This is a genomic window from Geodermatophilus marinus (assembly GCF_003428645.1).
Classification (GTDB): domain Bacteria; phylum Actinomycetota; class Actinomycetes; order Mycobacteriales; family Geodermatophilaceae; genus Geodermatophilus.
Genome location: NZ_QVQH01000007.1, coordinates 90,548 through 116,222, shown reverse-complemented (window position 1 = coordinate 116,222; position 25,675 = coordinate 90,548). Strand labels below are relative to the sequence as shown.

Genomic DNA, 25,675 nt, shown 5'->3' with positions numbered 1-25,675 from the left:
CGCATGACCGAGCCGCCCCAGCCGCGCCCGGCGCCACCCGAGCCCGACCCGCCGGGCCCGGGAGCCCGCCGGGCGGCCGCCCCGCCCGTCACGGTGGCGGTCGCCGCCGCCCGCCCCGGGGGCAGCGACGACCAGGCCGGGCTGCTGGCCCGGCTCCGCGCGGGGGACCAGCGGGCCTTCGCCGAGCTCGTCGACACGTGGTCCCCGGTCATGCTGCGGGTGGCGATGCTGCACGTCTCGTCCCGGGCGTCGGCCGAGGAGGTCGTGCAGGAGACCTGGCTGGCGGTGGTCCGCCAGCTCGACCGCTTCGAGGGCCGCTCCTCGCTGCGCACCTGGGCGTTCCGCATCCTCGAGAACCTGGCGCGCACCCGCGGCCGCCGGGAGGCCCGCACGCTGCCGTGGTCGTCGGCCTTCCCGGGGGACGGCGAGGGGGACGGTGGCGGGCCGACGGTCGACCCGGCCCGCTTCCGCGGCGCCGGTGACCGATGGCCGCGGCACTGGACCGACGCCGGCGCACCGGTCGCCTGGGAGCCCCCGCCCGAGGACGCCGCCGTGGCCGCCGAGGTGCGCCGCGAGCTGCGCGCCGCCCTCGACGAGCTGCCCCCGCGGCAGCGCGCGGTGGTCGAGCTGCGGGACGTGCTCGGGCTCTCCTCGGACGAGGTGTGCGCCCGGCTGGCCCTCACCCCCGGCAACCAGCGCATCCTGCTGCACCGGGGGCGGGCCCGGCTCCGGGCCCGCCTGGAAGGGCTCTACCGGGGCCGCACGGAAGGAGACGGCGGTGGGTGAACCGCGGCGCGTCGACGGGTCCGGGGGCGACGCCGTCCTCGAGGTGGCCTGCCAGGAGTTCGTCGAGCTCGTCACCGAGCACCTCGAGGGCGCGCTGCCCCCGGCGGTGGAGCGGGCCGTCGTCGCGCACCTGGCGCTGTGCGACCCGTGCGTGGAGTACCTGGCGCAGGTGCGCGCCACCACGGCCGCGCTGGCGCAGCTGCCGCCGCCGACGCTGCCGGAGCCGGTGCGCGACCAGCTGCTCGGCCTGTTCGGCCGCCTGCACCCGCCGTCGCCGGGGCCCTGAGACTCCCGCTCGGGGTGTGACCTCGGTTACGTTCGCGGGACCCAGGTCCCCTTCCGAGGAGAGCACATGGACAGGCTGCGCTTCGGCACGTTCCTCGCCCCGTTCCACCCCGCCGGGGAGAACCCCACGCTGGCCCTGCAGCGCGATCTGGAGCTGGTCGAGCACCTCGACCGGCTGGGCTACGACGAGGCCTGGATCGGGGAGCACCACTCGGCGGGCACGGAGATCATCGCCTCGCCGGAGATCTTCATCGCCGCGGCCGCCGAGCGGACGCGGCACATCAAGCTCGGCACCGGCGTCACCTCGATCGCCTACCACAACCCGCTGTGGGTGGCCGAGCGCATGGTCCTGCTCGACCACCTCACCCGCGGGCGGGCCATGCTCGGCTGCGGTCCCGGGTCGCTGCCCACCGACTCGATGATGCTGGGGCTCACCCCGACCGACACCCGCGAGCTGCTCGAGGTCGACCTCGACATCATCATGCGGCTGCTGCGCGGCGAGACGGTCACCGCGAAGACCCGCACGCACGAGCTGGTCGACGCACGGCTGCACCTGCGGCCCTACACCCAGCCCTGCTTCGAGATCGCCGTCGCCGCGGTCGCCTCCCCGACCGGGCCGCGGATGGCCGGCCGGCACGGGGTCGGGCTGCTCTCGATCGGGGCGACCCTGACCAAGGACGGCTTCGACGCCCTCGCCCACCACTGGAACGTGGTCGAGGAGCGGGCCGCCCACTTCGGGCAGACCGTCTCCCGCCGCGACTGGCGCCTGGTCGGGCTCATGCACGTGGCCGAGACCCGCGAGCAGGCCTACGCCGACGTCCAGCACGGCATCGAGACGTGGTTCCGGTACTTCCAGAAGACCGCCGCGTTCCCGCAGATGGCGGTCGAGGGCGGCGACGCCAAGGAGATGATCGACTTCATCAACGAGGCCGGCATCGGCGCGATCGGCACGGTCGAGGACGCCCGGGCCCAGGTGCAGCGGCTGTGGGACCAGTCCGGCGGTTTCGGCGCCATGCTGCTGCTGGGCCACGAGTGGGCGAACCCGCAGGCCACCAAGCGCTCCTGGGAGCTCATCGCCCAGCACGTCATGCCGCACTTCCAGGGCGGGGACGTGTCCCACGCGCAGCGGACGCTGGACGCCAAGGAGTGGGCGATGGGCAAGCGGGAGGACTACGCCGCCGCCCAGATGCAGGCGGTGGCCACGATGACCGAGCGGTACGAGAAGGAGAAGGCCGGCCAGGCGTGAGCGTCGGCGGGCCGGGGCGTACCGCGCCCCGGCCCGCCACCCGACCCGCCACCCGACCCGCCACCCGACCCGCCACCCGACCCGCGAGGAGTCGAGGACCACCGCGCGCGGCAGCCGGACGCCGGTCAGCCGTGGGCCGCGTGGCCGTGGGCGTGCAGGTGGTCGTGGCCGGGCGTCCCCGACCGGCGCCGGTCCCCCGCCCCGGCGCGCTCGCCGCCGCCCTCCCCGTCTCGCTCGCCCCCGCCGTCTCGCTCGCCCCCGCCGTCGTGATCGTCGTCGTGATCGTCGCCGCCGCCCGCCCCGCGCCGCAGGTCGGCGACCCCGAGCGCGAGCGCGACGGCCACGCCGACGAGCGCCGCGGCCAGCCCGGCGGCCGCCGCGGTCGGGTGGTCCTCCCCGCTGGCGGCGAGCACCACGTAGTAGAGCCCCGGCAGGGCCGCCGTGCCGATGGCGCCGCCGAACCGCTGGGCGGTCTGCAGGCCGCCCCCGGCCGAGCCGGCCAGCCGCACCGGCACCTCGCGCAGCGTCATGGTGATGTTGGGCGAGATGACCATCCCGCCGCCCAGGCCCGCGAGGAGCAGCGCGGGGAGGACCGCCCAGCCCACCGCCCCCTCGGGCACGACGAGCAGCACCGCCACGACCGCGCCGAGCCCGGCCAGGACGCCGGTGAGCCCCAGCACGGTCAGCCACCGCCCGAACCGCTCGACCAGCCGGCCGGCCACCACCGCCGCGACCGCGGAGCCCAGCGCGAACGGGGTGACGGCCAGGCCGGACTGCAGCGGGGTGAACCCCAGGCCGGTCTGGAAGAACAGCGCGAAGACCAGCCAGATGCCGCTGAAGCCGACGAAGTAGGCGGTGGCCAGCGCCGCGCCGATGCCGTAGCCGCGGGTCCGGGTCACCAGCCGCGGGTCGAACACCGGCTCACCGCCGCGGGCGACCACCCGGCGCTCCCAGGCGACGAACCCGGCCAGCACGGCCCCGCCGACCGGGAACAGCCACCACAGGCGACCCAGCCCCCCGGACTCCGCCTGGACCAGCGGCAGCAGCAGGGCCAGCGCGCCGGCCCCGAGCAGCAGCACGCCGCCGCCGTCCACCCGGCCCGGCCGGCCGGTGCCGCCGCGGGGCAGCAGCCGCCAGGCCAGCACGAAGGCCACCACGCCGATCGGCACGTTGACGTAGAAGATCCACCGCCAGCCGCCCGGGCCGCCGGCGAGCCCGAGGATGAGCCCGCCGAGCACCGGCCCGATCGCGGTGGACAGGCCCACGGTGGCCCCGAACAGGCCGAACGCGCGGCCGCGCTCGCCACCGCGGAACAGCTGCTGGATCAGGCCGGAGTTCTGCGGGGCGAGGCACCCGGCCGCCACCCCCTGCGCCAGGCGCGCGGCGACGAGCAGCCCCACGGTGGGGGCGGCGCCGGCCGCCGCGCTGCACAGCACGAACAGCGCCAGCCCGACGAGGAACATCCGCCGGCGGCCGAAGGCGTCCCCGAGCCGGCCGGCGGTCACCAGCACCAGCGCGAAGGTCAGCGCGTACCCGGAGACGACCCACTGCACGGTGGCCGGCGAGGCCGCGAGGTCCGCCTGCAGCGAGGGCAGCGCCACCGAGACGATGCTGACGTCGAGCAGGCTCATGAACCCGGCGACGAGGGTGACCGACAGCGCCCGCCAGCGGCGGGGGTCGGGCTGGTCGGTGTCCGGGTCGGCCTCGCCGGGTGCGTCGCGGGTGGGCGGCCGAGCCGTCACGGGCGTCTCCAGACGTGCAGGGGCGGTGAGCTCCCGGTGGCTACCCGCCCGGCCCGGTCCTGCACCCCGTGCCCGATGACCTCCGGCACTACCGGACCGGGTCGGGGCGGCGGGAGGCTCCGGGCACCCGCCCGCTCTCGGCCTCCCGGGAGGACCCCATGGCACCGCTGCGCCGCACCCTCGTCACCGGCGCGCTGGCCGGCTACGTCGCCAGCCGCACCATGGACGCCGTCACCGGCGTCTTCCACGCCCGCCAGAGCGAGGACTCCCGCAAGCGGGAGGACGAGATCGCGCCGGGTGGCACCCTCGTCCAGCTCGGCCACCAGCTGGGGGCGGTCGCCGGTCGCGACCTCGACGACGCGACCGCCGGCCGGGTGGGCCTCGCCGTGCACCGGACCTTCGGCACCACCTACGGGGTGCTGGCCGCGCTGCTGGCCCGGCGCGGGCTGCACCCGGTCGCCGCCGGGCTCACCGTGGGCGCCGCCGCCTGGGCGGTGGTCGACGAGGGGACGGCCCTGCCGACGATGACCGACTACCCCCTGGTCAGCCACGCCCGCGGCGTGGTCGGGCACACCACCGTCGGGCTCACCATCGGCGTCCTGCTGGCCCTGGCGGGCGACTGACCCGCCGGGCGGTCAGCCCCCGGCGCCCGGCCGCTCGGCCAGCGGCAGCAGCACCTGGAAACGGGTCTCGCCCGGCCGCGAGCGCAGCCGGAGGTCACCCCCGTGCCGGCTGACCACGGTCCGGTAGGCGTAGTCCAGCCCCAGCCCGGTGCCCTTGCCGAAGGGCTTGGTGGTGAAGAACGGTTCGAACACCCGCCGGCGCAGCTCCTCGGGCACGCCGGGGCCGGTGTCGACCACCTCGACCAGCGCGCAGTCGCCGTCCCGGCCGGTGCGCAGGGTCAGCGTGCCGGTGCCGTCCCCGCCGTCCCCCGCCATGTCGTCGCCCGCCATGGCGTCGAGGGCGTTGACCACCAGGTTGGTCCACACCTGGTTGAGCTCGGCGGCGAACGCCGGCACGGCCGGCAGCGAGCGGTCGTACTCCTTCACCACGGTGACGCCGGGCGGGATCTTCGCGCCGAGGACGACGAGGGTGGCGTCCAGCCCCGCGTGCAGGTCGGTGGGCTGGTGCGGCGCCCGGTCGACCTGCGAGTACTGCTTGGCGGCGTCCACCAGGTTCGAGATCCGCGCCGTGCTCTCGATGATCTCCACCAGCAGCGACTCGGTCTCCACGGTGTAGGACAGCCACCGCAGCGCCGGCTCCAGGGAGTCCGCGGCGACCGCGCCGGCCACCCGGTCGAGGTCGTCGGGGCCGAGGCCGGCGGGCACGAAGACCGCCGCGAGCTCCCAGGCCCCGCCCACGCCGTGGTCGGTGATCCAGTCGGCGAGCTCGTCCTCCCGGTCGGAGCGCTCCAGCGCGGTGAGCTCGGGCGCGTCGGCGACGCGGGCCACGAGGTCCTCCTGCAGCGCGGTGAGGGCGCGCATCACAGCGCCGTCGAGCCGGCCCTCCGACAGCAGCGCGAGCTTGTGCCGCATGCCCGCCACCCGCTCGCGCAGCGCCGCCGCCGCCCGGGACGCGGCGGCGGCGGGGTTGTTCAGCTCGTGGGTCAGCCCCGCCGACAGCTTGCCCAGGGCCAGCAGGCGTTCCCGCTGGGTCACCAGCTCGGCGAGGTTGCGCTGCCCGAAGAACAGCCCCTCCAGCAGGTGCACCGCCATCGGGTACCACTGCCGGAACACCTCGGCGAAGCCGGCCGCCGGCAGCGCGAGCACCCGGACGTCGGTGACCGCCCGCACCGTGGCCGGGTAGACCTGCTCGATCCGGTCGCCGACGTAGAACTGCACCGCCCCCGAGTAGACGCCGCGCTGGGACGAGCGCACGGTCTCGACCTCGGTGCCGCCCACGGTCCGGACCATGCTGATGGTCCCGTCGAGGAGCACGTGGAAGCACTCGGCCGGGCCGCCCTCGGTCGAGATCTCCGCCCCCTCGTCGTACCCGACGACGTCGGCGTGCGCGGCGACCCAGTCCAGCTGCTCGTCGTCGAGGTCGGCGAAGAGGAACAGCTCGCGCAGCTCGGCCGGCGCCAGGCCGCGCTCGGCGGTGCTCACGTCTCCCCCAGGTACCGGTGCACGAGGGTGACGGCCATCGCGCCCTCGCCGACCGCCGAGGCGACCCGCTTGACCGACTCGGCCCGCACGTCCCCGGCGACGAACACCCCCGGGAGGCTGGACTCCAGCAGGTAGGGGTCCCGGTCGGGCGTCCAGCCCGGCGGGCGCCGGCCGCCGGTCACCAGGGCCGGGCCGGTGGGCACGAAACCGCGCTCGTCGCGGACGACGGTGCCGTCGAGCCACCCGGTGCGCGGTGCCCCGCCGATGAAGACGAACAGGTGGCCGGCGGGGACGGTCTCGCGCTCGCCCGTGGTGCCGTCGGCGAGCGTGACCGCCTCCAGGTGCCCGTCGCCGTGCACGGCGGCCACCGTGGTGCAGGTCCGCACCGACACGGTGGGCAGCGCGGCGAGCTGGTCGACCAGGTACGCCGACATGGAGGCCTCCAGCGAGGGGCCGCGCACGAGCAGGCACACCGACCGGGCGTACCGCGAGAAGAAGACCGCCGCCTGGCCGGCCGAGTTGGCCCCGCCGACGATGAGGACGTCGCGGTCGGCGCACTCGGCGGCCTCGGTCATCGCCGAGCCGTAGAAGACCCCCCGGCCGGTGAGGTCGTCGACCCCGGGCACCCCCAGGCTGCGGTAGGAGACGCCGGTGGCGAGCACGACGGCGTGCGCGCCGATCCGCCGGCCGTCGTCGAGCTGCAGCACCCGCTTGGGCCCGTGCGCCTCCAGCGACACCACGTCGCGGGCCAGCAGCAGCTCGGCGCCGAACTTGACCGCCTGCCGGCGGGCGCGGTCGGCGAGCTGCCCGCCGGAGACGCCGTCGGGGAAGCCGAGGTAGTTCTCGATCCGGCTGCTCTGCCCGGCCTGCCCGCCGGTCGCCTCGCGCTCCACGAGCACGGTGCGCAGCCCCTCCGAGGCCCCGTACACCGCCGCCCCGAGCCCCGCCGGGCCACCCCCGACGACCACCAGGTCGTAGAACTGCTCGCGGGGGTCGACCGCGAGCCCGGCCACCGCGGCGAGCTCGGCCTCGCTGGGGGCCACGAGCACGCGGGCGTCCGGGGTGACCACGACCGGGAGCTGCTCCGGGCCGGCGCCGGCCGCCTCGAGCAGCCGCCGGCCCTCGGGCTCCTCCACGCTGTACCAGCGGTACGGGACGGCGTTGCGGGCCAGCAGGTCGCGGGCGCGGGCCGACGGCGCCGACCAGCGGTGCCCGACCAGCTTCACGCCGTCCGCCGCGGCATCCGGGGTCGACCGCCACGTGTCGATCATCGCGTCGAGGACCGGGTACAGCTTCTCCTCGGGCGGGTCCCACGGCTTGAGCAGGTAGTGGTCGACGTCGACCACGTTGATCGCGGCGATGGCCGCGTCGGTGTCGGCGTAGGCGGTGAGCAGCGCGCGCCGGGCGCGCGGCATCAGGTCCATCGCCTGCTCGAGGAACTCGATGCCGTCCATCCCCGGCATGCGGTAGTCGGCCAGCAGCGCCGCCACCGGGTCGCCGCGCAGGGTCAGCTCGCGCAGCGCGTCGAGCGCCTCGGTGCCGGAGGAGGCGCGCAGCACGCGGAACTCCTCGCCGTACCGGCGGCGCAGGTCACGGGCGACCGAGCGGGAGACGCCGGGGTCGTCGTCCACGCTGAGCAGCACCGGCTTGGGCATGGGTCCTCCTGTCGCACCGCCGGGTGCTCCGGGCGGCAAGCCGGGCCGTGCGGGCGGCCCGGGGGCTGACGGCCCGCGGACGGCGTCGGCCGCGGCGACGGCCACGCTAGCCCCGGGCACGGCCCGCCGACAGACCCGCGGGGCCGCCCGCGGTCAGGGGCCGGTGACCGGCTCCGGGAACTGGGCCCGCACCGCGTCCATGTCCAGGCTGCGGACGGTGGCGATGAGCAGGTCCACCGAGTCCCCGGGCAGCCACCCCGGCTCGGCGAAGACGGTCACGCCGTCGCGGAAGACCATGAGCGTCGGGGCGGCCCGGACCCCGACCCGCGCGGTGAGGTCGGCCTCGGCCTCGGTGTCGACCGTGGCGAACACCAGGTCGGGGTGCCGGTGCGCGGCGGCGTCGAAGACGGTCGCGAAGGCCCGGCTGGAGCCGGACAGCTCGGTGCGGAAGTCGACCAGCACGATGCCCGGCCGCCCGACGGTCGCCGCGAAGTCCTGCGCGCCCAGCGCGACGGTGCCCATGCGCCCCTCCCGGTGACCGACCCCCACGGCTCCCCTCCTGGTGACCTGCCCCCATCGAACGCCCCCGCGGCGCCCGCGTCGACCCGGGCCGCGGACCGGCGGCACCTTCCGGTGGGGCCCCGGCGTCCCTACGGTGGGCGGCGGACCCACGACGGAGGCCGGCGATGACCGCAGCGATCGACCCTTCCGTGCCGCCGAGCGGCACCGGGTGCGTGGAGTGCGAGGAGCTCGGCGGGTGGTGGTTCCACCTGCGCCGGTGCGCGACGTGCGGGCACGTCGGCTGCTGCGACTCCTCGCCGTCCCGGCACGCCCGGGCGCACGCGGCCGAGGCCGGGCACCCGGTCGTCCGCAGCTTCGAGCCCGGCGAGGCCTGGTTCTGGGACTTCTCCGCCGAGCGGGCGGTCCGCGGCCCGGAGCTGGCCCCGCCCCGGTCCCGGCCGACCGACCAGCCCGCGCCGGGCCCGGCCGGGCGGGTCCCCGCCGACTGGCGCTCCCGCCTGCACTGACCCCCGCCCGCGACGGATCCCCGCTCGGGCCGAACTGGCGCGCGATCCCCGCTTGCCTCTCCCGGGGTCAGGTCCATGATGGGGGTACCGCCCGGACCCCCGGGCGGGTGCACCGCCGAACCGGTGGACCGGCGCAGCACGGCCGACCGCCGGGCGGCCGAGCAGCTGGGGGAACCATGACCCGTCCCCGCCCGGCCCGCACCGGGGAGCGTGCCGCGTGACCGCCATCGCGCCCCGGCCGATCGTCAGCCGACCGGCCGGCGCCCAGCCGGCCGCCAAGGGCGGGCGGCTGTCGAACCTGCTGCGGACCACCGACCACAAGACCATCGGCCTGATGTACCTGGCCACCTCGTTCTTCTGGTTCGTGATCGGCGGCCTCATGGCCATGCTGATCCGCGGGGAGATCGCCCAGCCGGGGCTGCAGTTCCTCTCGCCCGAGCAGTACAACCAGCTGTTCACCATGCACGGCACGGTGATGCTGCTGTTCTTCGCCACGCCGCTGTTCTTCGCCTTCGGCAACCTCATCATGCCGCTGCAGATCGGCTCGCCCGACGTGGCGTTCCCGCGGCTGAACGCCTTCTCCTACTGGCTGTTCCTCTTCGGCAGCACGCTCGCCGTGGCCGGGTTCTTCACCCCCGGCGGCGCCGCCGACTTCGGCTGGTACGCCTACACCCCGCTGTCGACCGTGGTGCACTCGCCCGGCCCCGGTGGGGACCTGTGGATCGCCGGCCTGGCCGTCTCCGGCCTGGGCACCATCCTCGGCGGCGTCAACTTCATCACCACGATCATCTGCCTGCGGGCGCCGGGCATGACGATGTTCCGGATGCCGATCTTCTGCTGGAACACCCTGGTCACCAGCCTGCTCGTGCTCTTCGCCTTCCCGATCCTCACCGCGGCGCTCTTCGCCCTGCTGGCCGAGCGGCAGCTGGGCGCGATGGTCTACTCGGCCGAGATGGCCGGGCCGATGCTGTGGCAGCACCTGTTCTGGTTCTTCGGGCACCCCGAGGTCTACATCATCGCGCTGCCGTTCTTCGGCATCATCACCGAGGTCATCCCGGTGTTCAGCCGCAAGCCGCTGTTCGGCTACAAGGGCATGGTCGGGGCGACGCTGCTGATCGGTTTCCTCTCCATCACCGTGTGGGCGCACCACATGTACGCCACCGGCGCGGTGCTGCTGCCGTTCTTCGCGTTCCTGACCTACCTGATCGCGGTGCCGACCGGCATCAAGTTCTTCAACTGGATCGGCACCATGTGGCGGGGTCAGCTGACCTTCGAGACGCCGATGCTCTTCTCCCTCGGCTTCCTGGTCACCTTCCTGCTCGGCGGCCTGACCGGCGTGCTGCTGGCCTCCCCGCCGCTGGACTGGCACCTCAACGACACGTACTTCGTCGTCGCGCACTTCCACTACGTGGTCTTCGGCACCGTGGTCTTCGCCGCCTACGCCGGCATGTACTTCTGGTTCCCGAAGATGTGCGGCCGGATGATGGACGAGCGGCTGGGCAAGCTGCAGTTCTGGATGGTCTTCGTCGGCTTCCACGGCACGTTCCTGGTCCAGCACTGGCTGGGCAACGAGGGCTACCCACGCCGCTACGTGAACTACCTGCCCACCGACGGGTTCACGACGCTGAACACGATCTCCACGATCTTCAGCTTCGTGCTCGGGGCCTCGATCATCCCGTTCCTCTACAACGTCTGGAAGTCCTGGCGCAACGGTCCGCTCGCCCTGCGCGACGACCCCTGGGGCCACGGCAACTCGCTGGAGTGGGCGACCTCGTCGCCGCCGCCGCGGCACAACTTCACCGAGATCCCGCGGATCCGCTCCGAGCGCCCGGCGTTCGAGGCCCACCACCCGCACCTGCTCGACCGGCTCGAGGCCGAGCGGCACACCGGGGGGCGGCACGAGCCCGTCGGCGGGGTCAGCGAGCTGGGGCTGACCTCGGGCAGGCGCAGCGGCTCCGAGGACCCGGACCCGACGTGAGGACCGGCCGGCGGGTGCGCCCGGCCGGCGCCGCCCGGCCGGCGCCGCGACCGGTGGAGGCTCCTCGCGCCGGCCGGCTCCCGGCACCCCGGCCGGCCGACGACGAGGTGCTCGCCGCGCTGCGGGACGACCTCGAGCGCGACGACCCGTCCTTCCGGCGTGCGGGCCAGCGGCTGGTCCGCGACCGCTGCCGCCGGATGCTGGCCGCGGTGGTCACCGGGTGGATCGCGGCCGTCGCCCTCGCCTTCGCGCTGGGCCCCCGGGCGGTCGCGCTGCTGGCCGTGCTCGTCCTCGGCGTCCCCCTGCTCGTGGCCGGGGCCCGGCGGGGGGACGACGTCCCGCGGGAGCGGCCACCGGGCGGCGGGTGACCTTCAGCGCAGGTGCCGGTCCAGGAACCGCAGCACGCGCCCCCAGGCGTCCTCGGCCGACGCGTGGTGGTAGCCCACCCCGGCGAGACGGGCCAGGACGGTGAGCGGGCCGGCGTCGTACCGGTTCATGAACGAGTGCCCGGCGTCCGGGTACTCGCGGACGTCGTGCGGCACCCCGTGCTCGGTCAGCGCCGCCTCGACCCGCGCGGCGGCCCCCCGGAGCGCCGGGTCCCGTCGCCCGTAGCTCGCCACCACCGGGCAGGCACCGGCCAGGACCGCGGCCGGGTCGTCGGGCAGCGGACCGTAGTGGGGTGCGGCGACGTCGAAGCCGCGCGTGGCGGCCAGGAGCGCGAATCCGCCGCCCAGGCAGAAGCCGAGCACGCCGACCCGGCCGGTGCAGTCCTCCCGGCCGGCCAGCCAGGAGCGGGCGGCCTCGAGGTCCCCGAAGGCCGGGCCCTCCTGCCGGGACAGGTCGGCGAACACGCGCCGCAGGCAGCGGAACCCGCCGGCGGAGAGCAGGTCCGGGGCGACGGCGAGGTAGCCGGCCGCGGCCAGCCGGTCGGCGTGCTCGCGCACGTCGTCGGTCAGCCCGAACACCTCGTGCACGACCACGACACCGGGCCAGGGGCCCTCCCCGACCGGGGGCACCGCCAGGTGGGCGCGCAGCCGCGGGGCGCTGGCCCCGCCCGGGATGGCCGTCTCGGGCACGCGGGCCTCCTCGCCTCGCCGGTCGCTCGCCCCGGACGCTAGCCCCGCGGGCCGCCGGCGGCAGGTCGGCCGGTGGGGCTCAGCCGGTGAAGGCGCCGGTCTCGGCCAGCCGGGACGGCGTCACGGTCTTCAGCCGGGCGACCGCGTCGGCCAGCGGCACCAGCTCGATCTCGGTCCCGCGCAGCGCGACCATCTGCCCGTGCCGGCCCTCGTGGGCGGCGATCGTCGCGTGCAGGCCGAAGCGGGTGGCCAGCACCCGGTCGAAGGACGTCGGGGTGCCGCCGCGCTGCACGTGCCCGAGGACGGTGGTCCGCACCTCCTTGCCGGTGCGCCGCTCCAGCTCCTCCCCCAGCTGCTGGGCCACGCCGGTGAACCGCCGGTGGCCGTACTCGTCCACGCCGCCGTCCCGCACGAGCATCGTGCCGGGCAGCGGGTGCGCCCCCTCGGCGACGACGCCGATCACGTGGCTGTCCCCGCGGGCGAAGCGCTCCTCGACCACCTCGGCGACCTCGGCGACGTCGAAGGGCTCCTCGGGCACCAGGGTCAGGTGGGCCCCGGAGGCCAGGCCGGCGTGCAGGGCGATCCAGCCGGCGTGCCGGCCCATCACCTCGACCAGCAGCACCCGCTGGTGGGACTCGGCGGTGGTGTGCAGCCGGTCGATGAGGTCGGTGGCGATGCTCACGGCGGTGTCGAAGCCGAAGGTGAGGTCGGTGCAGTCGATGTCGTTGTCGATCGTCTTCGGGATGCCGACGACCGGGACCCCGGCCGAGGAGAGCAGGTGGGCGGCGGTGAGCGTGCCCTCCCCGCCGATCGGGATCAGCACGTCGATGCCGTGCCGGGCCAGCACGGCCTTCATCCCGGGCAGCTCGTCGCGCAGCCGCTGCGGGGCGACCCGCGCCGAGCCGAGCGTCGTCCCCCCGCGGGTGAGCAGGCCGTCCACGGCGGCGACGTCCAGCGGCGTCGTCCGGTTCTCCAGCAGGCCGCGCCAGCCGTCGCGGAAGCCCACGACCTCGCTGCCGTAGTGAGCCGTCGAGCTGCGGACGACGGACCGGATGACGGCGTTGAGGCCGGGGCAGTCGCCGCCGCCGGTCAGGATGCCGATGCGCACCGGCTGCTCCTCGGGATGTGTGGGGCCGGGTCTCCGCGACCATACGTCATGACGACATGACGACGCGCCCGTCCGGGTGGTGCGTCGCGCATCTCACGGTGCGGCCGGCCCACCCGCCCCGGCTCCCCCGGGACGGCTGCCTCCCCGCGGCGGTCAGCCGACCTCGGTGGCCCCGGCGGCGTGCCGGCGCGCCAGCTCCTGGTAGATGGCGGGGTTGCCGTCCACCCAGCGGGCCGCGCCCTCGGTCAGCGGGCCGCGCACCCGGGCCGGCGCCCCGAGCGCCACCGTCCCGTCGGGCACCTCCGCGCCGGGCGGGACGAGGCTGTGCGCGCCGACGAGGGCCCGCCGGCCGATCCGGGCGCCGTCCTGCACGGTGGCCCCGTTGCCGACCAGCGCCTCGGCGCCGACCACCGCGCCGTGGACGACGCACATGTGCCCGACCGTGGCGCCGGGACCGATCTCGGTGACCGGGTCGTCGCCGCCGTGCAGCACCGAGTTGTCCTGCACGTTCGCCCCGGCCCGGACCACGATCCGGCCGAAGTCGGCGCGCAGCACGGCGCCGTACCAGACGGAGGCCCCGGCCTCGACGACGACGTCGCCGACGAGCGTCGCGGTGGGGGCGACCCACGCCTCCGGGTGCACCTGCGGGGACCGGCCCTCGAAGCTGAACAGCGGCACCGGGGCAGCCTAGGGGGCGCCCGCCGGGGACCGGACGGGCGCCTTTGCGATCGGATGACGGTCCGTTGCACCCGCCCCCCGGGCTGGATCCCGGCGGGCGGGGCCGTCAGGGTCGACGCGTGGTAGCCGTGTGGATCCATTCAGTGCACAACCTCCACTGCCCGGAGTGCGGGCAGCGACTGGTGCAGCGGGCCGGCCGCTACGAGGTGCCGGCCCGCCCGCACCCGGTCTACGTCGGCGAGGTGGGCACGCTGCTGTGCCCGGCGCGCCACCCGCTGCCCGACCGGGAGGCGCTCTACGCGCACCGGGACGAGCTCGGCGTGCCGTGGCAGGCGCCGGTGCGGGAGGTCGCCCCGCCGCGCTGAGCCGCGCCGGCCGGACGCCCGGTCGGGCGGTGCGGCGACCGCGTGCGACGATCCGTGCCCGTGCAGCAGCGGGGTCCCGGGGGAATGCCCCGCGAGGTCGGCGTCCTGGCGGTGGTGGCCTTCGTGGTCGCCCTCGGGTTCGGCATCGTCGCGCCGGCCATCCCGCTGTTCGCCCGCTCGTTCGGGGTGGGCACGACCGCGGTCGGCCTGGCGGTCAGCGCCTTCGCCTTCTTCCGCTTCGTCTCCGCCTTCGGCGGCGGCAGCCTGGTCGAGCGCTTCGGCGAGCGGACCGTGCTGGCCACCGGGCTGGTCACGGTCGCGCTCACCACCGGCGCGGCCGGGCTGGCCGGCTCCTTCCCCCTGTTCCTGGCGCTGCGGGCGGCCGGCGGGGTGGGCAGCGCGATGTTCACCGTCTCGGCGCTGTCGCTCCTGCTGCGGGTCGCGCCGCCGGACCAGCGCGGCCGGGCCGCGGCCACCTGGCAGGGCGGCTTCATCCTCGGCGGGATCGCCGGGCCGGCCGCCGGCGGGCTGCTCGCCGAGCTCTCCCCGCGCCTGCCCTTCCTGCTCTACGCCGGGTTCCTCCTGGTGGCCGGCGCGGTCAGCATGCTGTTCCTGCGCGCGGCCCCCGGCGGCGACGGGGACGGGGCGGCCGGCGCCGCGGCGACCGCCGACCCCCTGCCGCTGGCCCGGGCCCTGCGCTCGCGGCTCTACCTGGCCGCGCTCGCGGCCAACCTCGGGGTCGGCTGGGTGCTCTTCGGGGTGCGCAACTCCCTGGTGCCCCTGTACGTCACCGAGGAGCTCGGCCGGACCGTGGCCTGGGCCGGCGCCGGGCTGCTGGCCGGGTCCCTGGCACAGGCCCTGGCGCTGCTGCGGGCCGGCCGGCTGGCCGACACCTGGGGCCGGCGCCCGTCGCTGGTGCTCGGCGCGGCGCTGGCGACCGGCTCGATGGCCGTGCTCGTGCTGCCGCCCGCGCTGTGGGCCTTCCTCGCCTCGATGGCGGTCTTCGGGCTGGGGGCGGCCCTGCTGGCCAGCGTGCCGGCCGCGCTGGTCGGCGACGTCAGCCCCGCGCGCGGCGGCCGGGTGGTCGCCGTCTTCCAGATGTCGGCCGACCTGGGCGCGATCGTCGGGCCGCTGGCGGCCGGGTGGCTGACCGACGTGGTCTCGTTCCAGGCGGCGTTCGCGCTGAGCACCGCCGTCCTGGCGCTGGGGCTGGTCGGGGCCCTGGCGCTGCCCCGTCAGCCGCGGGACGCCGCCGGCCCGCCGTCCCGGTAGGCCGGCGACCGGCTCGCCCCGCGCGGGCCGCCCGCGGTGAGCAGCGGCAGCGCCCGGCGGGGCACGAGCTCCGAGAGGGCCACGACGCTGGTCGAGCGGACCACGCACGGCGAGCGGCCGAGCTGCACCAGCGTCTCCTGCAGGGCGGCGTGCGACGCGGCGGCGATCCGGCACAGCACGTCCCCGGCGCCGGTGGTGGCGTGCGCCTCGAGCACCCCGGGGATCGCCCGCAGGTCGGCGGCCACCTCGTCGAGCGCGCCCTGCGCGATCTCCAGGGTCACGAAGGCCTGGACGGCGTAGCCCGCGGCCGCCAGGTCGATGTCGGGGCCGTACCCGGCGACCACGCCGGTCCCCTCCAGCCGCCGCAGCCGGGCCTGCACCGTCGCGCGGGCCACGCCCAGCCGGCGGGACAGCTCCAGCACCCCCGCCCGGGGCTGCTCGGTGAGGGCGGCGAGCACCGCCAGGTCGAGCGCGTCGAGGTCGGCCACCGCGGTCCTCCGTCGTCCTGCGTGGTCGCGGGCACGTGTGCAGACCGGACAGCCCGGCCCGCCCGGGGCCCGCCGAACTGGGCGGGTTGGCCAGCTCGGTCCATCCATCTTGCACACCTGCGCGACGGGGAGGTGTCCTGGGTACCGGACCGAGCACCGCGCCGACCGGACGGAGGACCCCATGAGTCTCGACGGCACCCTGAACGACACGCTCAACGACCAGGAGCGGCTGGCCGAGCTGAGCACGGACCAGCTGCGCCAGCTCGTCGGCCTCGTCGAGCACGACGACTCCACCGACCCCTTCCCGGTGAGCGGCTGGGACGCCCTGGTGTGGGTGGTCGGCAACGCGGTCCAGACCGCGCACTTCTTCCAGTCGGCCTTCGGCATGGAGCTGGTGGCCTACTCGGGCCCGGAGACCGGCAACCGCGACCACCACGCCTACGTGCTGCGCTCGGGCGCCGCCCGCTTCGTGGTGCAGGGCGCCTACGACCCGGCCAGCCCGCTGGCCGACCACCACCGGCGGCACGGGGACGGCATCGTCGACATCGCGCTGTCGGTGCCCGACGTCGACCGGTGCGTCGCCCACGCCCGCGCCATGGGCGCCATCGTGCTCGAGGAGCCGCACGACGTCTCCGACGAGCACGGCACGGTGCGGCTGGCCGCGATCGCCACCTACGGCGACACCCGGCACACGCTGGTGGACCGCTCCCGCTACAGCGGCCCCTACCTGCCCGGCTACACCGCCCGGACGTCGTCCTTCGTCAAGCGCGAGGGCGCCCCGAAGCGGCTGTTCCAGGCCGTCGACCACGTGGTCGGCAACGTGGAGCTCGGCGAGATGGACCGCTGGGTCGACTTCTACAACCGCGTCATGGGGTTCACCAACATGGCCGAGTTCATCGGGGAGGACATCGCCACCGACTACTCGGCCCTGATGAGCAAGGTCGTCGCCAACGGCAACCACCGGGTGAAGTTCCCGCTCAACGAGCCGGCGGTGGGCAAGAAGAAGTCCCAGATCGACGAGTACCTGGAGTTCTACGGCGGCCCGGGCGCCCAGCACGTCGCCCTGGCGACCAACGACATCGTGGCCACCGTCGACGCGATGACCGCCGAGGGCGTGGAGTTCCTCGCCACCCCCGACTCCTACTACGAGGACCCGGAGCTGCGGTCCCGCATCGGCACCGTGCGCGTCCCGGTCGAGGAGCTGCAGCGGCGCGGCATCCTGGTCGACCGCGACGAGGACGGCTACCTGCTGCAGATCTTCACCAAGCCGACCGGCGACCGGCCCACGGTGTTCTTCGAGCTCATCGAGCGGCACGGCTCGCTCGGCTTCGGGAAGGGCAACTTCAAGGCGCTGTTCGAGGCGATCGAGCGGGAGCAGGAGCGGCGCGGCAACTTCTGAGCGCTCACACCGGGCGGCGTGGTCACGCAGCGTGAGACCCGCCCGGGGTGTCGGGCCCGCGGTTGGTTCCGGAACGACCGCACCTCTAGCGTGTCCGCGTCCGGACGGGCCGTTCCGTCACCGACTGGTGGCACCGCCCGGACGCCGCCGAACCCCGGCGCCGGCCACGCCGCCGGAACCGGGGACCGGGGACCCACCGCAGTCCTGGGGTGAAGCACGCCTCGGCCCTCACCGGCCGCGGCGGCCGGGCGCCTTCCCGCCCGAACCCGTCAGCTAACCCGGTAGGCGGCCGTGGAAGAGAGGACGCCCCACCGGCCATGGCGCGAGTGCCCACCCCTGCCCGCCGTCCGTCCGCCCCCCGGGTCCTGGTGGGTCTGCTCGCCGCCGGCGGGCTGGTCCTCAGCCCCCTGCCGGCGCTCGCCGCCCCCGACGACCCGGCCACCTCCGCCGAGGCCGCGGCCCTGGTCGCCGACCGCGCCCACCGGCTCGAGGTGGTCACCGAGGAGTTCAACGAGGCCCGGGAGCGGCTGCGCGCCGCCCAGGGTGCCGCCGAGCAGGCCGCCGCGGGGGTCCTCGCGGCCGAGGCCGCGGTCGCCGACGCGCAGGCCGCCGTGGCGGCGGCGCGGGCCGCGCTGGCCGACGCCCGGGACCGGGTGCGGGCCGTCGCCCGCGGCGCCTGGACCGGCGACCGGCTGGGCCCGCTGTCGGCCGTGCTGTCCAGCGGCTCCCCGGAGGAGGCGCTGGACCGGGTCGGCACGCTGCAGACCATCGCCGACCACAACAACGGCCTGCTCGACGGTGCCGAGCGGGCCGGGCGGGACGCCGACCGCGCCGCCCACGACGCCGACCGGGCCGCGGCCGAGGCCGACCGCGCCGCCGCGGCGGCCGAGCGCACCCGGGCCGACGCACAGCAGCTGCTGGACCGGGTGAGCGCCCAGCAGGCCGACTTGGACCGGCAGGTCGCCGAGTTCCGGGCCGAGTACGACCGGCTGGCCGCCGAGGAGCAGGCCGCGGCGCAGGCCGCGGCCGAGCGGCACGCCGCCGAGCAGGCGGCCGCCGCGGAGTCCAGCGCGGCGGCGGCCGCGGAGGACGACGGGCAGCAGGCGGCGGCGCCGGCCCCGTCGGGCGGGGGCGGGTCGGCCGCGCCGGCCCCGGGGAGGGCGGCGCAGGTGGCGGTGGACACCGCGATGGCCCAGATCGGCGACCCCTACGTGTGGGCCGCCGCCGGGCCGAACGCCTTCGACTGCTCGGGCCTGGTGCAGTACGCCTTCGCCGCCGCGGGCGTCCCGCTGCCGCACTCCAGCCGCATGCAGTCGCAGCTGGGCACACCGGTCTCCCGCTCGGCGCTGCAGCCCGGCGACCTGGTCTTCTTCTACAGCCCGGTCAGCCACGTCGGCATCTACATCGGCAACGGGCAGATGGTGCACGCCTCCACCTACGGGCAGCCGGTCAAGGTGGCCTCCGTGGACGCGATGGGCGGCTACAACTCCGCCCGCCGCGTCGCCTGACCCCGCCCGGCGGAGCGGCCCGGGACCGGCGCGGCCCGGGACCGGCGCGGCCCGGGTCCAGCGCGGCCCGGGACGAGCGCGGCCCGGGTCCTACGTCATTGAGTGCCACAGCACTCAATGACGTAGGACCTCCGGGGTGCAGGTGCCCGGGCCCGCGGGGACCCGGGCACCGGGCCGGCGGGACCCTGGGACCGCGCGCGGGCGGGGCGGCGGCCGCGGTTAGGCTCGGGGCCCGTCAAACCCTGAGCACCTTCTCGGTGGGAGGCCCCGTGGACGACGACGCCCGCACCCGCGCCCCGGACGACGCACCCGTGGAGGGCACGGCCCCGGAGACGGCCGTGACCGGCAGCCGGGTGACCGGGGTCGAGGGCGCCTCGGTCCGCGAGGTCCGCGCCCGGGTCGCCCGTCACCTGGTCGGCCGGGAGCGGGAGCTGGACCTGCTGCTGGCAGCGGTGTCGGCGGGCCGCGACGTCCTGCTGGAGGGCCCGCCGGGGACGTCGAAGACGACGCTGCTGCGCTCCATCACCCTGGAGTGGGGCATCCCCCTGGTGTTCGTCGAGGGCAACGCCGACCTCACCCCGACCCGGCTGGTCGGGCACCACAACCCGGCCCGGGTGCTGCGCGAGGACTACACCGAGGACAACTTCGTGCCCGGCCCGCTGGTCGAGGCGATGCGCTCGGGCGGCTTCCTCTACGTGGAGGAGTTCAACCGGGCGCCCGAGGACACCCTCAACACGCTGCTCACCGCGATGGCCGAGCGCCGGATCGCCGTCCCCCGGGTCGGCACGGTCACCGCGCTGCCCACCTTCCGGGTGGTCGCCTCCATGAACCCCTACGACAACGTGGGCACCACCCGGCTGTCGACGTCGGTCTACGACCGGCTGTGCCGGCTGTCGATCGGCTACCAGGACGCCGAGGCCGAGCGCGGCATCGTCGGCCGCCGCACCGGCCTGGAGTCGCCGCGGCTGGTCGCCGACGCGGTGGCCCTGACCCGGGCGACCCGGGATCGGGACGACGTCCGCCAGGGCAGCAGCGTGCGCGGGGCGATCGACCTGGCGCTGGTCGCCGCGCAGCTGGCCGCCATGCGCGGGGTCCGGCTGCCGGACGCCCCCTCGGTGCAGCCTCCCCGCGACCTGCCCGAGGAGTACACCGCGGTCGTCCTCGACGCGCTGCTGCTGGCCCTGTCCGGCCGGATCTTCCTCGACGAGGCGCTGGAGGCGACCGCCGAGGCGGTGCTGCGGCAGGTGTGGGAGGACCACTTCCTGCTCTCCCCCGCGGCGGCCCAGCCCGGTTGAAGGGCGGTCGAGGCCGACTCGCCGGTGACCCGGCGCGGGTCCGGCGGGCGGGCGTCCGGGATGCGCCCGCTGCGGCGGCGCCCCAAGCAGCTGACCGAGGAGCCCTCGCTGTACCGGCCCTCGGCCGGCGGCGGCGGGCTGGCGCTGTCCTCCGGCGACCGGCGCCGGGGCGGGCCGGGCGCACCCCGGCCCGCCGGCACCGCGCGCGGCACGACCGACGAGCCGGCCGAGCTCGTCCCGCTGGCCGACCTGGCCGCGCCCGGCACGGACGACGGCCAGGTGCGCCGCCGCGCCCGGGAGATCGCCCGCCGGCTCGCGGTCACCCACCCGCCGCGCGACCGCCGGGACCGCCGGGGCCTCGGTGAGCTGACCAGCCTGCGGTGGAGCGGCGGGTCCGACGAGCTGGACCTGGAGCGCACGTTGGAGGCGGTCGCCGGGACGCCGGTGCCCGAGGACGAGGACGTCGTCGTCCGCGAGCGGGTGCGCCGCCGGCGGTCGGTGGTGCTGGTCGTCGACGTCTCCGGGTCGATGCGCGGCGAGCGGGTGCGCACCGCCGCGGCCACGGTCGGTGCGCTGGCCGGGGAGCTGGGCCGCGACCGGCTGGCCGTGGTGGCGTTCTGGTCCGACGCCGCCGTCCTCGTGCGGCTCGGGGAGACCACCGACCCGCTCGCCGTCCTCGACCTGCTGGTGCGGGTGCCGGCGCAGGGGCTGACCAACGTGTCCTTCGCGCTGGAGACCGCGGCGGCGCAGCTGGCCGGGGTGCCGCCGCGCGACGCCCGGGTGCTGCTTCTGTCGGACTGCGTGCACAACGCCGGGCCCGACCCGCGGCTGGTCGCCGCCCGGCTGCCGCGGCTCGACGTCCTGCTGGACACCTCCGGGGAGGACGACGTCGACCTCGGCCGCGACCTGGCCCGGGTCGGCCGCGGCCGCTGCCGGCTGGTGCACGGCCACCGCGACGTGGCCACCGCGCTCACCGCGGTCTTCGCCGACTGACCCGCCCCCGCCGGAGCCGCGGGTCAGTGGCCGAAGGCCTCGGCCAGCCACCACGACGGCTCGTCGGCGGCCACCTTGGCGTCGAGGAGCAGCGGCCGGGACCGCGGGCCGGCCAGCCAGCGCGCCACCGGCTCGAGGTCGCGCTCGGCCCGCACGACGTGCGCCTCGAACCCGTGCCCGCGGGCGACGGCGGCGAGGTCGGCGTCCGGGAAGCGCACCGTGTCGAGCGGGTGCCCGTCGGGCCCGAAGTGGTGCACCTCGGCGCCGTAGGCGGCGTCGTCGTAGACCACCACGACCAGGGGCAGCCCGAGCCGCACCACGGTCTCCAGCTCCGAGGCGCCCATGAGCGCACCGCCGTCGCCGAGGGCGGCCACGGTCAGCCGGTCCGGCCGGGCCAGCGCGGCCCCGATGGCGGTGGCCAGGCCGAGGCCGACCGACTGGAAGGCCTGGGTGAACACCGACCCGTCGGCGTCGGGGACGTCGAGGAAGGCGCTGGGGTAGCCCATGAAGTTGCCGGAGTCCACCGCCACCAGCCGCTGCTCGGGCAGCAGGTCGTCGAGGGCGGTGGTGAGGGTGCGCGGGTCGATCCGGTCGGCGTGCGCCGCCGGGGTGAAGGGGACGTCGCGCCAGCGCACCCCGGCGGCCAGGCGGTCGGCGAGCTCCGGGGAGCGGTAGCCGGGGCACGTCGTCCCGAGGACGGCGCCCACCGCCTCTGCCGTCCGCCGGACGTCGCCCACCACGCCGGTGTCCGCCGGCTGGTTGCGGCCGATCGCCCCCGGCTCGAGGTCCACCTGCGCCACCCGGGTGCCCGGGCCGACCAGCCGGCCGTGCCGGGTGGTCCACATGGTCAGCGAGCAGCCCCAGGCGACGAGCAGGTCCGCCTCCCGGATCAGCTCGGCGGCCAGCGGCGAGGCGAAGCCGCCGGAGGTGCCCAGCGACCACGGGTTGCCGGCGAACAACCCGCGGGCGACCGCCGAGGTGGCGAGGAGGGCTCCGCACCGGTCGGCGAGCTCCTCGAGCGCCGCGCGGGCGTGCCGGGCGCCGCGGCCGGCGACGAACACCGGGCGGGCGGCGGTCTGCAGCACGGCGGCCAGCCGGTCGACGTCGGCCGCGGCCGGGGCCGGCAGCGCCGGCGCCGGCACCACCGGGTCGGTGGCGCCGTGCGGGACGTCGTCCACCTGCACGTCGAGGGGCAGGTTGAGCAGCACGGTGCGGCGCTCGCCCACCGCGGTCGCGACCGCCGCGGCGACGTCCTCCAGCGCCGTCGCCGCCGAGGAGACCCGCCGCGGCACCGCGCCGACCGCCGCCGCCAGGCCGGCCTGGTCGACGGCGAAGTTGGACAGCGGCGAGGTCGCCTCGGCGGCCAGGACGACCAGCGGGGTGCGGCTCTTGGCGGCCTCGGTGATGCCGGTGAGGGCGTTGGTCAGGCCGCACCCCTGGTGCACGCTGAGCACGCCCGGGGTGCCGCTGGCCCGCGCGTAGGCGTCGGCCATCGTGGCCGCGCCGCCCTCGTGCCGCGCGGCGACGAACCGGGCCCCGGCGGCCACCATGGCGTTGGTGACGGCGAAGTTGCCCGAGCCCACCACGCCGAACACGGTGTCCGCACCGTGCCGGACCAGCGCGGCGCCGACCGCCTCGGCGACCGTCGCCACCGCTCAGCCCCGCTCGACGAGCGCCAGCACCCGCGCCGGCGACCCGGACCCGCCGACGATCGGCAGCGGGGCGGCGACGAGCACCGCGCCGGTCGGCGGGAGCAGGGCCAGGTTGCGCAGCTGGGTGAGGCCGTACCTGCCGCTGCCCATGAGCGCGGCGTGGCACGGGAAGGGCGGGTCGAAGCCGCCCGCGGCGCCGGCGTCGGTGCCGACGGTCTCGACGCCCAGGCCGACGACCGGGGCCTCCTCGGCCAGCCAGCGGGCGCACGCCGGCGAGACCCCGGGGGTGTGCGGCCCGCTCTCGTCGGCGTTGACGAACCGCTCCTGGGAGTCGCTGCGGGCGTCCCACCCGGTGCGGTAGAGCAGCCAGCCGCCCTCGGGGAGCGGGCCGTGCTCGGCCTCCCAGGCGCGCACGTGGTCGACCTCGAGCAGGAAGTCGGGGTCGGCGGCGGCCTCGGCGGAGAGGTCCAGGACGGCGGCCGGCCCCACCAGCCGGGCGGGGGCGATGGACGCGACGTCCTCGCCGTCCCGGCCGGTCACCCAGTGGTTCGGCGCGTCGAGGTGGGTCCCGGTGTGCTCGCCGGTGCGGATGTCGTTCCAGTACCAGGCCGGCCCGCGGTCGTCGTAGCGGGAGAGCTCGGTCAGCTCGAACCGGGCGGTCTGGGCGAACTGCTCCGGCAGCGCGATGACCGGCGTCCCCGACGACAGCGGCGCGGTGAGGTCGACGACCTCGATCCGGCCACCGGCGAGGGCGGCGGCGAGCTCGGGCAGGACGGGCATGGCGGTCCCTTCGACGGCGGGCGGGGGGCCAGCCAACCACGCCGTCCGCCGCGCCGGACCGGGTGCGCGACACTGCCCCGGTGACCACGACCGTGCAGCTGCGCCGCTACACCATCGAGCCGGGCCGGATGGCCGACTTCCTCGCCTGGTTCCCGACCCTGCTGCCGGTGCGGGCGTCGTTCGGGTTCCGGGTGGTCGCCGCGTTCGCCGACGAGCCGAACGACGCGTTCGTGTGGGCGGTGGAGCACGACGGCGACGAGGCCGGGTTCCGCGCGGTCGAGGAGGTCTACAACGCCTCCCCCGAGCGGGCTCGGGCGTTCGAGACCTTCCCCGGCTGCGTCACCGGCCAGCTCAACTCGTTCGTCTCCCGGGTCGGCTGAGCCCCGGGCCGGGCGGGGTCGCGCGGGCCGGGCGACGTCCCCCTCGCGGGTCCTACGTCTCTGAGTGCACCTGCACTCAGAGACGTAGGACGACGGACCCCGGGATGCAGCCGCGCCCGGACGCCCCCGCTGCGGCCGGGCTCAGGCCGGCTGGGGCGCCCGGTTGTCGAACAGCGCGATCCCCGCGGCGGTGTTGGACGCCGGCACGAAGTAGGAGCTGTGCACCTTGGTGATCCGCTCGTCCATCGCCCCGCGCATGATCAGCCACATGATCAGCTCGATGCCCTCCGACCCGGCCTGGCGGATCAGCTCCTCGCGGGACAGCGCGGCCAGGCGCGCCGGGTCGGTCTCGATCGCCTCCATCCACATGGCGTCGAACTCGGGGTTGATGAACCCGGCCCGCGCCCCGGCCAGCTGGTGGGACATGCCGCCGGTGCCCAGCAGGGCCACCTTCTGGTCCTCCGGGTAGCTGCGGATCGCGCGGCCCAGCGCCTGGCCGAGGGCGTAGCAGCGGGCGGCGGTGGGCTGCGGGTACTGGATGACGTTGACCAGCAGCGGCACCACCGGGCACGGCCAGGCCTCGCCGGGGTCCGGCGTCCACACCGACAGGGGCACGGTGAGGCCGTGGTCGACGTCCAGCTCCTGGAAGACGGTCAGGTCGAAGCCCTCGTCGACCAGGCTCTCCAGCAGGTGCAGCGACAGGTCGGCGTCCCCCACCACGTCGGGCACCGGCCGCCGGCCGAAGCCCTCGTCGGCGACCGGGTAGTGCTCGGCGGTGCCGATCGCGAAGGTCGGGACGACGTCGAGGTCGATGCCGTTGGCGTGGTCGTTGTAGACGACGACCGCCACGTCGGGGCGGTGCTCGGCCAGCCAGGCGCGGGCCGGGGCGTAGCCGTCGAACAGCGCCTTCCAGTTCGGGTCCTCGGTCTTCCCGCGGTCCATGGCCGCCCCGATCGAGGGCACGTGCGAGGTCGCCAGACCCCAGACCACCTCAGCCATCCCGCCGTCCTCCCGTGTCGCGTCGCCCGCCGGCCCGCATGGCCGCCACGAACTCCTCCTCGGTCATGCCGGTGAACACACCGCCGAGGTACTGCATGGACCGGCCGTCCATCACGGCCAGCTTGTAGACGTAGAAGATGCTCCCGCCGAGGTCGATCATCGCCTGCCAGTCCCGGTCGAGGACGGCGCGCTCCTGCTCCGGCGTGAGGCCGAACTCGCGGCAGTAGCCGGCCTCGTCGGCGAGGAAGCGCGTGCGGTTGGCCTCCGACCGCAGGCTCATGAACATCTTGTTCATCCGCAGGCCGCGGCGGCTGGTCTGCCCGTCGAAGACCGGCGTCCCCGGCAGGTCGAACCGGCTGCCGGCCGGCGTGTCAGTGCTCATCGGGCGGGTCCTCCTCAGCGGCGCCGGGCCGCTCGTGCTCGTGCTCGTGCTCGTGCTCGTGCTCGTGCTCGTCGAGCCACTCCCACAGCTGGCGCGGGTGGGCGCTGGACCGGGTCAGCCCGCACCAGCAGGTGCCGAGCATCTCACCGTCGTGCTGGCGGAAGGAGATGCGCAGCTCTCGGCGGACCGGAGCGGTCACGTCCGCTCCTGCGGGTGCTGGGCGAGGGCCTCGACGTGCACGTCCAGCCACGGCGACATCGGCAGCGAGACCAGCGCGTCGTGGAGGGCGGCGGCGTCCGGGGCCTCGTAGAGGCCGATGGTGGCGTTGCGGCCCGGCACCCGCCAGAGCCGCTTGAGCACCCCGGCGGCGCGCAGCTCCACGGCCCGGGCCCGCTCGGCGGCGCGCAGCTCCTCGCGGCGCTCGGCCGGCGTCTCCGGCGGCAGGCGGTTCTCGGAGCGGACGAGGAACTCCACG

Annotated in this window: 28 protein-coding genes and 1 riboswitch; of the genes, 14 read left to right on the top strand and 14 right to left on the bottom strand. The window is 76.2% G+C overall.

Going from position 1 to position 25,675, the window contains the following annotated elements; translation table 11 throughout:
• Positions 1-3 precede the first annotated feature (3 nt).
• The 3 genes from D0Z06_RS10240 to D0Z06_RS10230 all read left to right on the top strand — a co-directional run bounded on the left by D0Z06_RS10240 (position 4) and on the right by D0Z06_RS10230 (position 2,317).
• Positions 4-786, top strand: coding sequence for an RNA polymerase sigma factor (locus tag D0Z06_RS10240; RefSeq protein WP_117377265.1), 783 nt, complete (start codon positions 4-6; stop codon positions 784-786).
• Positions 779-1,072: an anti-sigma factor family protein gene (locus tag D0Z06_RS10235; RefSeq protein ID WP_199522244.1), complete on the top strand. Its 294-nt coding sequence runs from the start codon at positions 779-781 to the stop codon at positions 1,070-1,072. The genes D0Z06_RS10240 and D0Z06_RS10235 overlap by 8 nt, the downstream gene beginning before the upstream one ends.
• Before the next feature lie 66 nt (positions 1,073-1,138).
• Positions 1,139-2,317, top strand: coding sequence for an LLM class flavin-dependent oxidoreductase (locus D0Z06_RS10230; protein ID WP_117377264.1), 1,179 nt, complete (start codon positions 1,139-1,141; stop codon positions 2,315-2,317).
• Between the two features lie 125 nt (positions 2,318-2,442).
• On the opposite strand, the gene D0Z06_RS10225 is transcribed toward D0Z06_RS10230, so the two are convergent.
• Entirely contained in the window at positions 2,443-4,059 is a 1,617-nt protein-coding gene (locus D0Z06_RS10225) for an MFS transporter (RefSeq protein WP_233517586.1), read from the bottom strand.
• A 158-nt stretch (positions 4,060-4,217) separates the two neighbouring features.
• Here D0Z06_RS10225 and D0Z06_RS10220 point away from each other — a divergent pair, with 158 nt between their 5' ends.
• Entirely contained in the window at positions 4,218-4,682 is a 465-nt protein-coding gene (locus D0Z06_RS10220) for a hypothetical protein (RefSeq protein ID WP_147332010.1), read from the top strand.
• 12 nt (positions 4,683-4,694) lie between these two features.
• Here D0Z06_RS10220 and D0Z06_RS10215 read toward each other — a convergent pair whose 3' ends face one another.
• From D0Z06_RS10215 to D0Z06_RS10205, 3 genes are all read right to left on the bottom strand, one after another.
• A complete protein-coding gene (locus tag D0Z06_RS10215; protein ID WP_117377262.1) occupies positions 4,695-6,164 on the bottom strand; it encodes an ATP-binding protein in 1,470 nt (489 codons plus the stop codon).
• Positions 6,161-7,819 carry an FAD-dependent oxidoreductase gene (locus tag D0Z06_RS10210; RefSeq protein ID WP_117377261.1) on the bottom strand — a complete coding sequence of 553 codons (1,659 nt, stop codon included), beginning with the start codon at positions 7,817-7,819 and terminating at the stop codon, positions 6,161-6,163. Before D0Z06_RS10210 ends, D0Z06_RS10215 begins: the two co-directional genes overlap by 4 nt.
• A gap of 153 nt (positions 7,820-7,972) precedes the next feature.
• Positions 7,973-8,368, bottom strand: coding sequence for a thioredoxin family protein (locus tag D0Z06_RS10205; protein WP_199522243.1), 396 nt, complete (start codon positions 8,366-8,368; stop codon positions 7,973-7,975).
• 137 nt (positions 8,369-8,505) lie between these two features.
• Between D0Z06_RS10205 and D0Z06_RS10200 the strand changes: the two genes are divergently transcribed.
• The 3 genes from D0Z06_RS10200 (at position 8,506) to D0Z06_RS10190 (ending at position 11,193) form a co-directional block, all read left to right on the top strand.
• Positions 8,506-8,847, top strand: a complete 342-nt coding sequence (locus D0Z06_RS10200; protein ID WP_117377260.1) for a UBP-type zinc finger domain-containing protein — start codon at positions 8,506-8,508, stop codon at positions 8,845-8,847.
• Between the two features lie 217 nt (positions 8,848-9,064).
• The gene (gene ctaD / locus D0Z06_RS10195; protein ID WP_117377259.1) at positions 9,065-10,825 is read left to right on the top strand and encodes an aa3-type cytochrome oxidase subunit I; all 1,761 of its coding nucleotides are present in this window, start codon (positions 9,065-9,067) and stop codon (positions 10,823-10,825) included.
• Complete coding sequence (locus tag D0Z06_RS10190; RefSeq protein ID WP_117377258.1) at positions 10,822-11,193, top strand: hypothetical protein; 372 nt, start codon at positions 10,822-10,824, stop codon at positions 11,191-11,193. Before ctaD ends, D0Z06_RS10190 begins: the two co-directional genes overlap by 4 nt.
• Before the next feature lie 3 nt (positions 11,194-11,196).
• Here the strand turns inward: D0Z06_RS10190 and D0Z06_RS10185 are convergent, their stop codons facing one another.
• The 3 genes from D0Z06_RS10185 to D0Z06_RS10175 all read right to left on the bottom strand — a co-directional run bounded on the left by D0Z06_RS10185 (position 11,197) and on the right by D0Z06_RS10175 (position 13,687).
• On the bottom strand, positions 11,197-11,901 hold the full coding sequence (locus D0Z06_RS10185) for a dienelactone hydrolase family protein (protein WP_117377257.1): 705 nt from the start codon (positions 11,899-11,901) through the stop codon (positions 11,197-11,199).
• A 79-nt stretch (positions 11,902-11,980) separates the two neighbouring features.
• Complete coding sequence (locus D0Z06_RS10180) at positions 11,981-13,009, bottom strand: ATP-dependent 6-phosphofructokinase (protein ID WP_117377256.1); 1,029 nt, start codon at positions 13,007-13,009, stop codon at positions 11,981-11,983.
• Positions 13,010-13,162: 153 nt separating this feature from the next.
• Positions 13,163-13,687 carry a gamma carbonic anhydrase family protein gene (locus D0Z06_RS10175; protein ID WP_117377255.1) on the bottom strand — a complete coding sequence of 175 codons (525 nt, stop codon included), beginning with the start codon at positions 13,685-13,687 and terminating at the stop codon, positions 13,163-13,165.
• Between the two features lie 143 nt (positions 13,688-13,830).
• Between D0Z06_RS10175 and D0Z06_RS10170 the strand changes: the two genes are divergently transcribed.
• Positions 13,831-14,052: a hypothetical protein gene (locus tag D0Z06_RS10170; protein ID WP_117377254.1), complete on the top strand. Its 222-nt coding sequence runs from the start codon at positions 13,831-13,833 to the stop codon at positions 14,050-14,052.
• Positions 14,053-14,136: 84 nt separating this feature from the next.
• Positions 14,137-15,324 (top strand): MFS transporter, encoded by a 1,188-nt coding sequence (locus D0Z06_RS10165; RefSeq protein ID WP_233517585.1) that lies wholly within the window; start codon positions 14,137-14,139, stop codon positions 15,322-15,324.
• On the opposite strand, the gene D0Z06_RS10160 is transcribed toward D0Z06_RS10165, so the two are convergent.
• Entirely contained in the window at positions 15,288-15,812 is a 525-nt protein-coding gene (locus D0Z06_RS10160; protein WP_233517584.1) for an Lrp/AsnC family transcriptional regulator, read from the bottom strand. The two genes, D0Z06_RS10165 and D0Z06_RS10160, sit on opposite strands and share 37 nt — an antisense overlap.
• A gap of 181 nt (positions 15,813-15,993) precedes the next feature.
• Here D0Z06_RS10160 and hppD point away from each other — a divergent pair, with 181 nt between their 5' ends.
• The 4 genes from hppD (at position 15,994) to D0Z06_RS10140 (ending at position 21,007) form a co-directional block, all read left to right on the top strand.
• Positions 15,994-17,211 (top strand): 4-hydroxyphenylpyruvate dioxygenase, encoded by a 1,218-nt coding sequence (gene hppD, locus D0Z06_RS10155; RefSeq protein ID WP_117377252.1) that lies wholly within the window; start codon positions 15,994-15,996, stop codon positions 17,209-17,211.
• Between the two features lie 160 nt (positions 17,212-17,371).
• A riboswitch (cyclic di-AMP (ydaO/yuaA leader) is annotated at positions 17,372-17,514 on the top strand.
• Between the two features lie 65 nt (positions 17,515-17,579).
• On the top strand, positions 17,580-18,719 hold the full coding sequence (locus D0Z06_RS10150) for a C40 family peptidase (RefSeq protein WP_117377381.1): 1,140 nt from the start codon (positions 17,580-17,582) through the stop codon (positions 18,717-18,719).
• A gap of 269 nt (positions 18,720-18,988) precedes the next feature.
• Positions 18,989-20,014: an AAA family ATPase gene (locus tag D0Z06_RS10145; protein WP_233517583.1), complete on the top strand. Its 1,026-nt coding sequence runs from the start codon at positions 18,989-18,991 to the stop codon at positions 20,012-20,014.
• 24 nt (positions 20,015-20,038) lie between these two features.
• On the top strand, positions 20,039-21,007 hold the full coding sequence (locus tag D0Z06_RS10140; protein ID WP_233517582.1) for a vWA domain-containing protein: 969 nt from the start codon (positions 20,039-20,041) through the stop codon (positions 21,005-21,007).
• 23 nt (positions 21,008-21,030) lie between these two features.
• On the opposite strand, the gene D0Z06_RS10135 is transcribed toward D0Z06_RS10140, so the two are convergent.
• Positions 21,031-22,659, bottom strand: a complete 1,629-nt coding sequence (locus tag D0Z06_RS10135) for a thiamine pyrophosphate-binding protein (RefSeq protein WP_117377251.1) — start codon at positions 22,657-22,659, stop codon at positions 21,031-21,033.
• A 3-nt stretch (positions 22,660-22,662) separates the two neighbouring features.
• Complete coding sequence (locus D0Z06_RS10130; RefSeq protein WP_117377250.1) at positions 22,663-23,439, bottom strand: cyclase family protein; 777 nt, start codon at positions 23,437-23,439, stop codon at positions 22,663-22,665.
• A gap of 80 nt (positions 23,440-23,519) precedes the next feature.
• On the opposite strand from D0Z06_RS10130, the gene D0Z06_RS10125 reads away from it, so the two are divergent.
• Positions 23,520-23,819: a hypothetical protein gene (locus tag D0Z06_RS10125; protein WP_117377249.1), complete on the top strand. Its 300-nt coding sequence runs from the start codon at positions 23,520-23,522 to the stop codon at positions 23,817-23,819.
• Between the two features lie 141 nt (positions 23,820-23,960).
• On the opposite strand, the gene D0Z06_RS10120 is transcribed toward D0Z06_RS10125, so the two are convergent.
• From D0Z06_RS10120 to D0Z06_RS10105, 4 genes are read right to left on the bottom strand one after another with little or no spacing between them, the layout of a single operon-like run.
• On the bottom strand, positions 23,961-24,818 hold the full coding sequence (locus D0Z06_RS10120; RefSeq protein WP_117377248.1) for a class III extradiol dioxygenase family protein: 858 nt from the start codon (positions 24,816-24,818) through the stop codon (positions 23,961-23,963).
• Positions 24,811-25,200, bottom strand: coding sequence for a protocatechuate 4,5-dioxygenase subunit alpha (ligA, locus tag D0Z06_RS10115; RefSeq protein ID WP_117377247.1), 390 nt, complete (start codon positions 25,198-25,200; stop codon positions 24,811-24,813). The genes D0Z06_RS10120 and ligA overlap by 8 nt, the downstream gene beginning before the upstream one ends.
• Positions 25,190-25,399 carry a hypothetical protein gene (locus tag D0Z06_RS10110; protein ID WP_117377246.1) on the bottom strand — a complete coding sequence of 70 codons (210 nt, stop codon included), beginning with the start codon at positions 25,397-25,399 and terminating at the stop codon, positions 25,190-25,192. Before D0Z06_RS10110 ends, ligA begins: the two co-directional genes overlap by 11 nt.
• Positions 25,396-25,674 (bottom strand): muconolactone Delta-isomerase family protein, encoded by a 279-nt coding sequence (locus tag D0Z06_RS10105; protein ID WP_117377245.1) that lies wholly within the window; start codon positions 25,672-25,674, stop codon positions 25,396-25,398. The genes D0Z06_RS10110 and D0Z06_RS10105 overlap by 4 nt, the downstream gene beginning before the upstream one ends.
• Position 25,675: the final 1 nt, after the last annotated feature.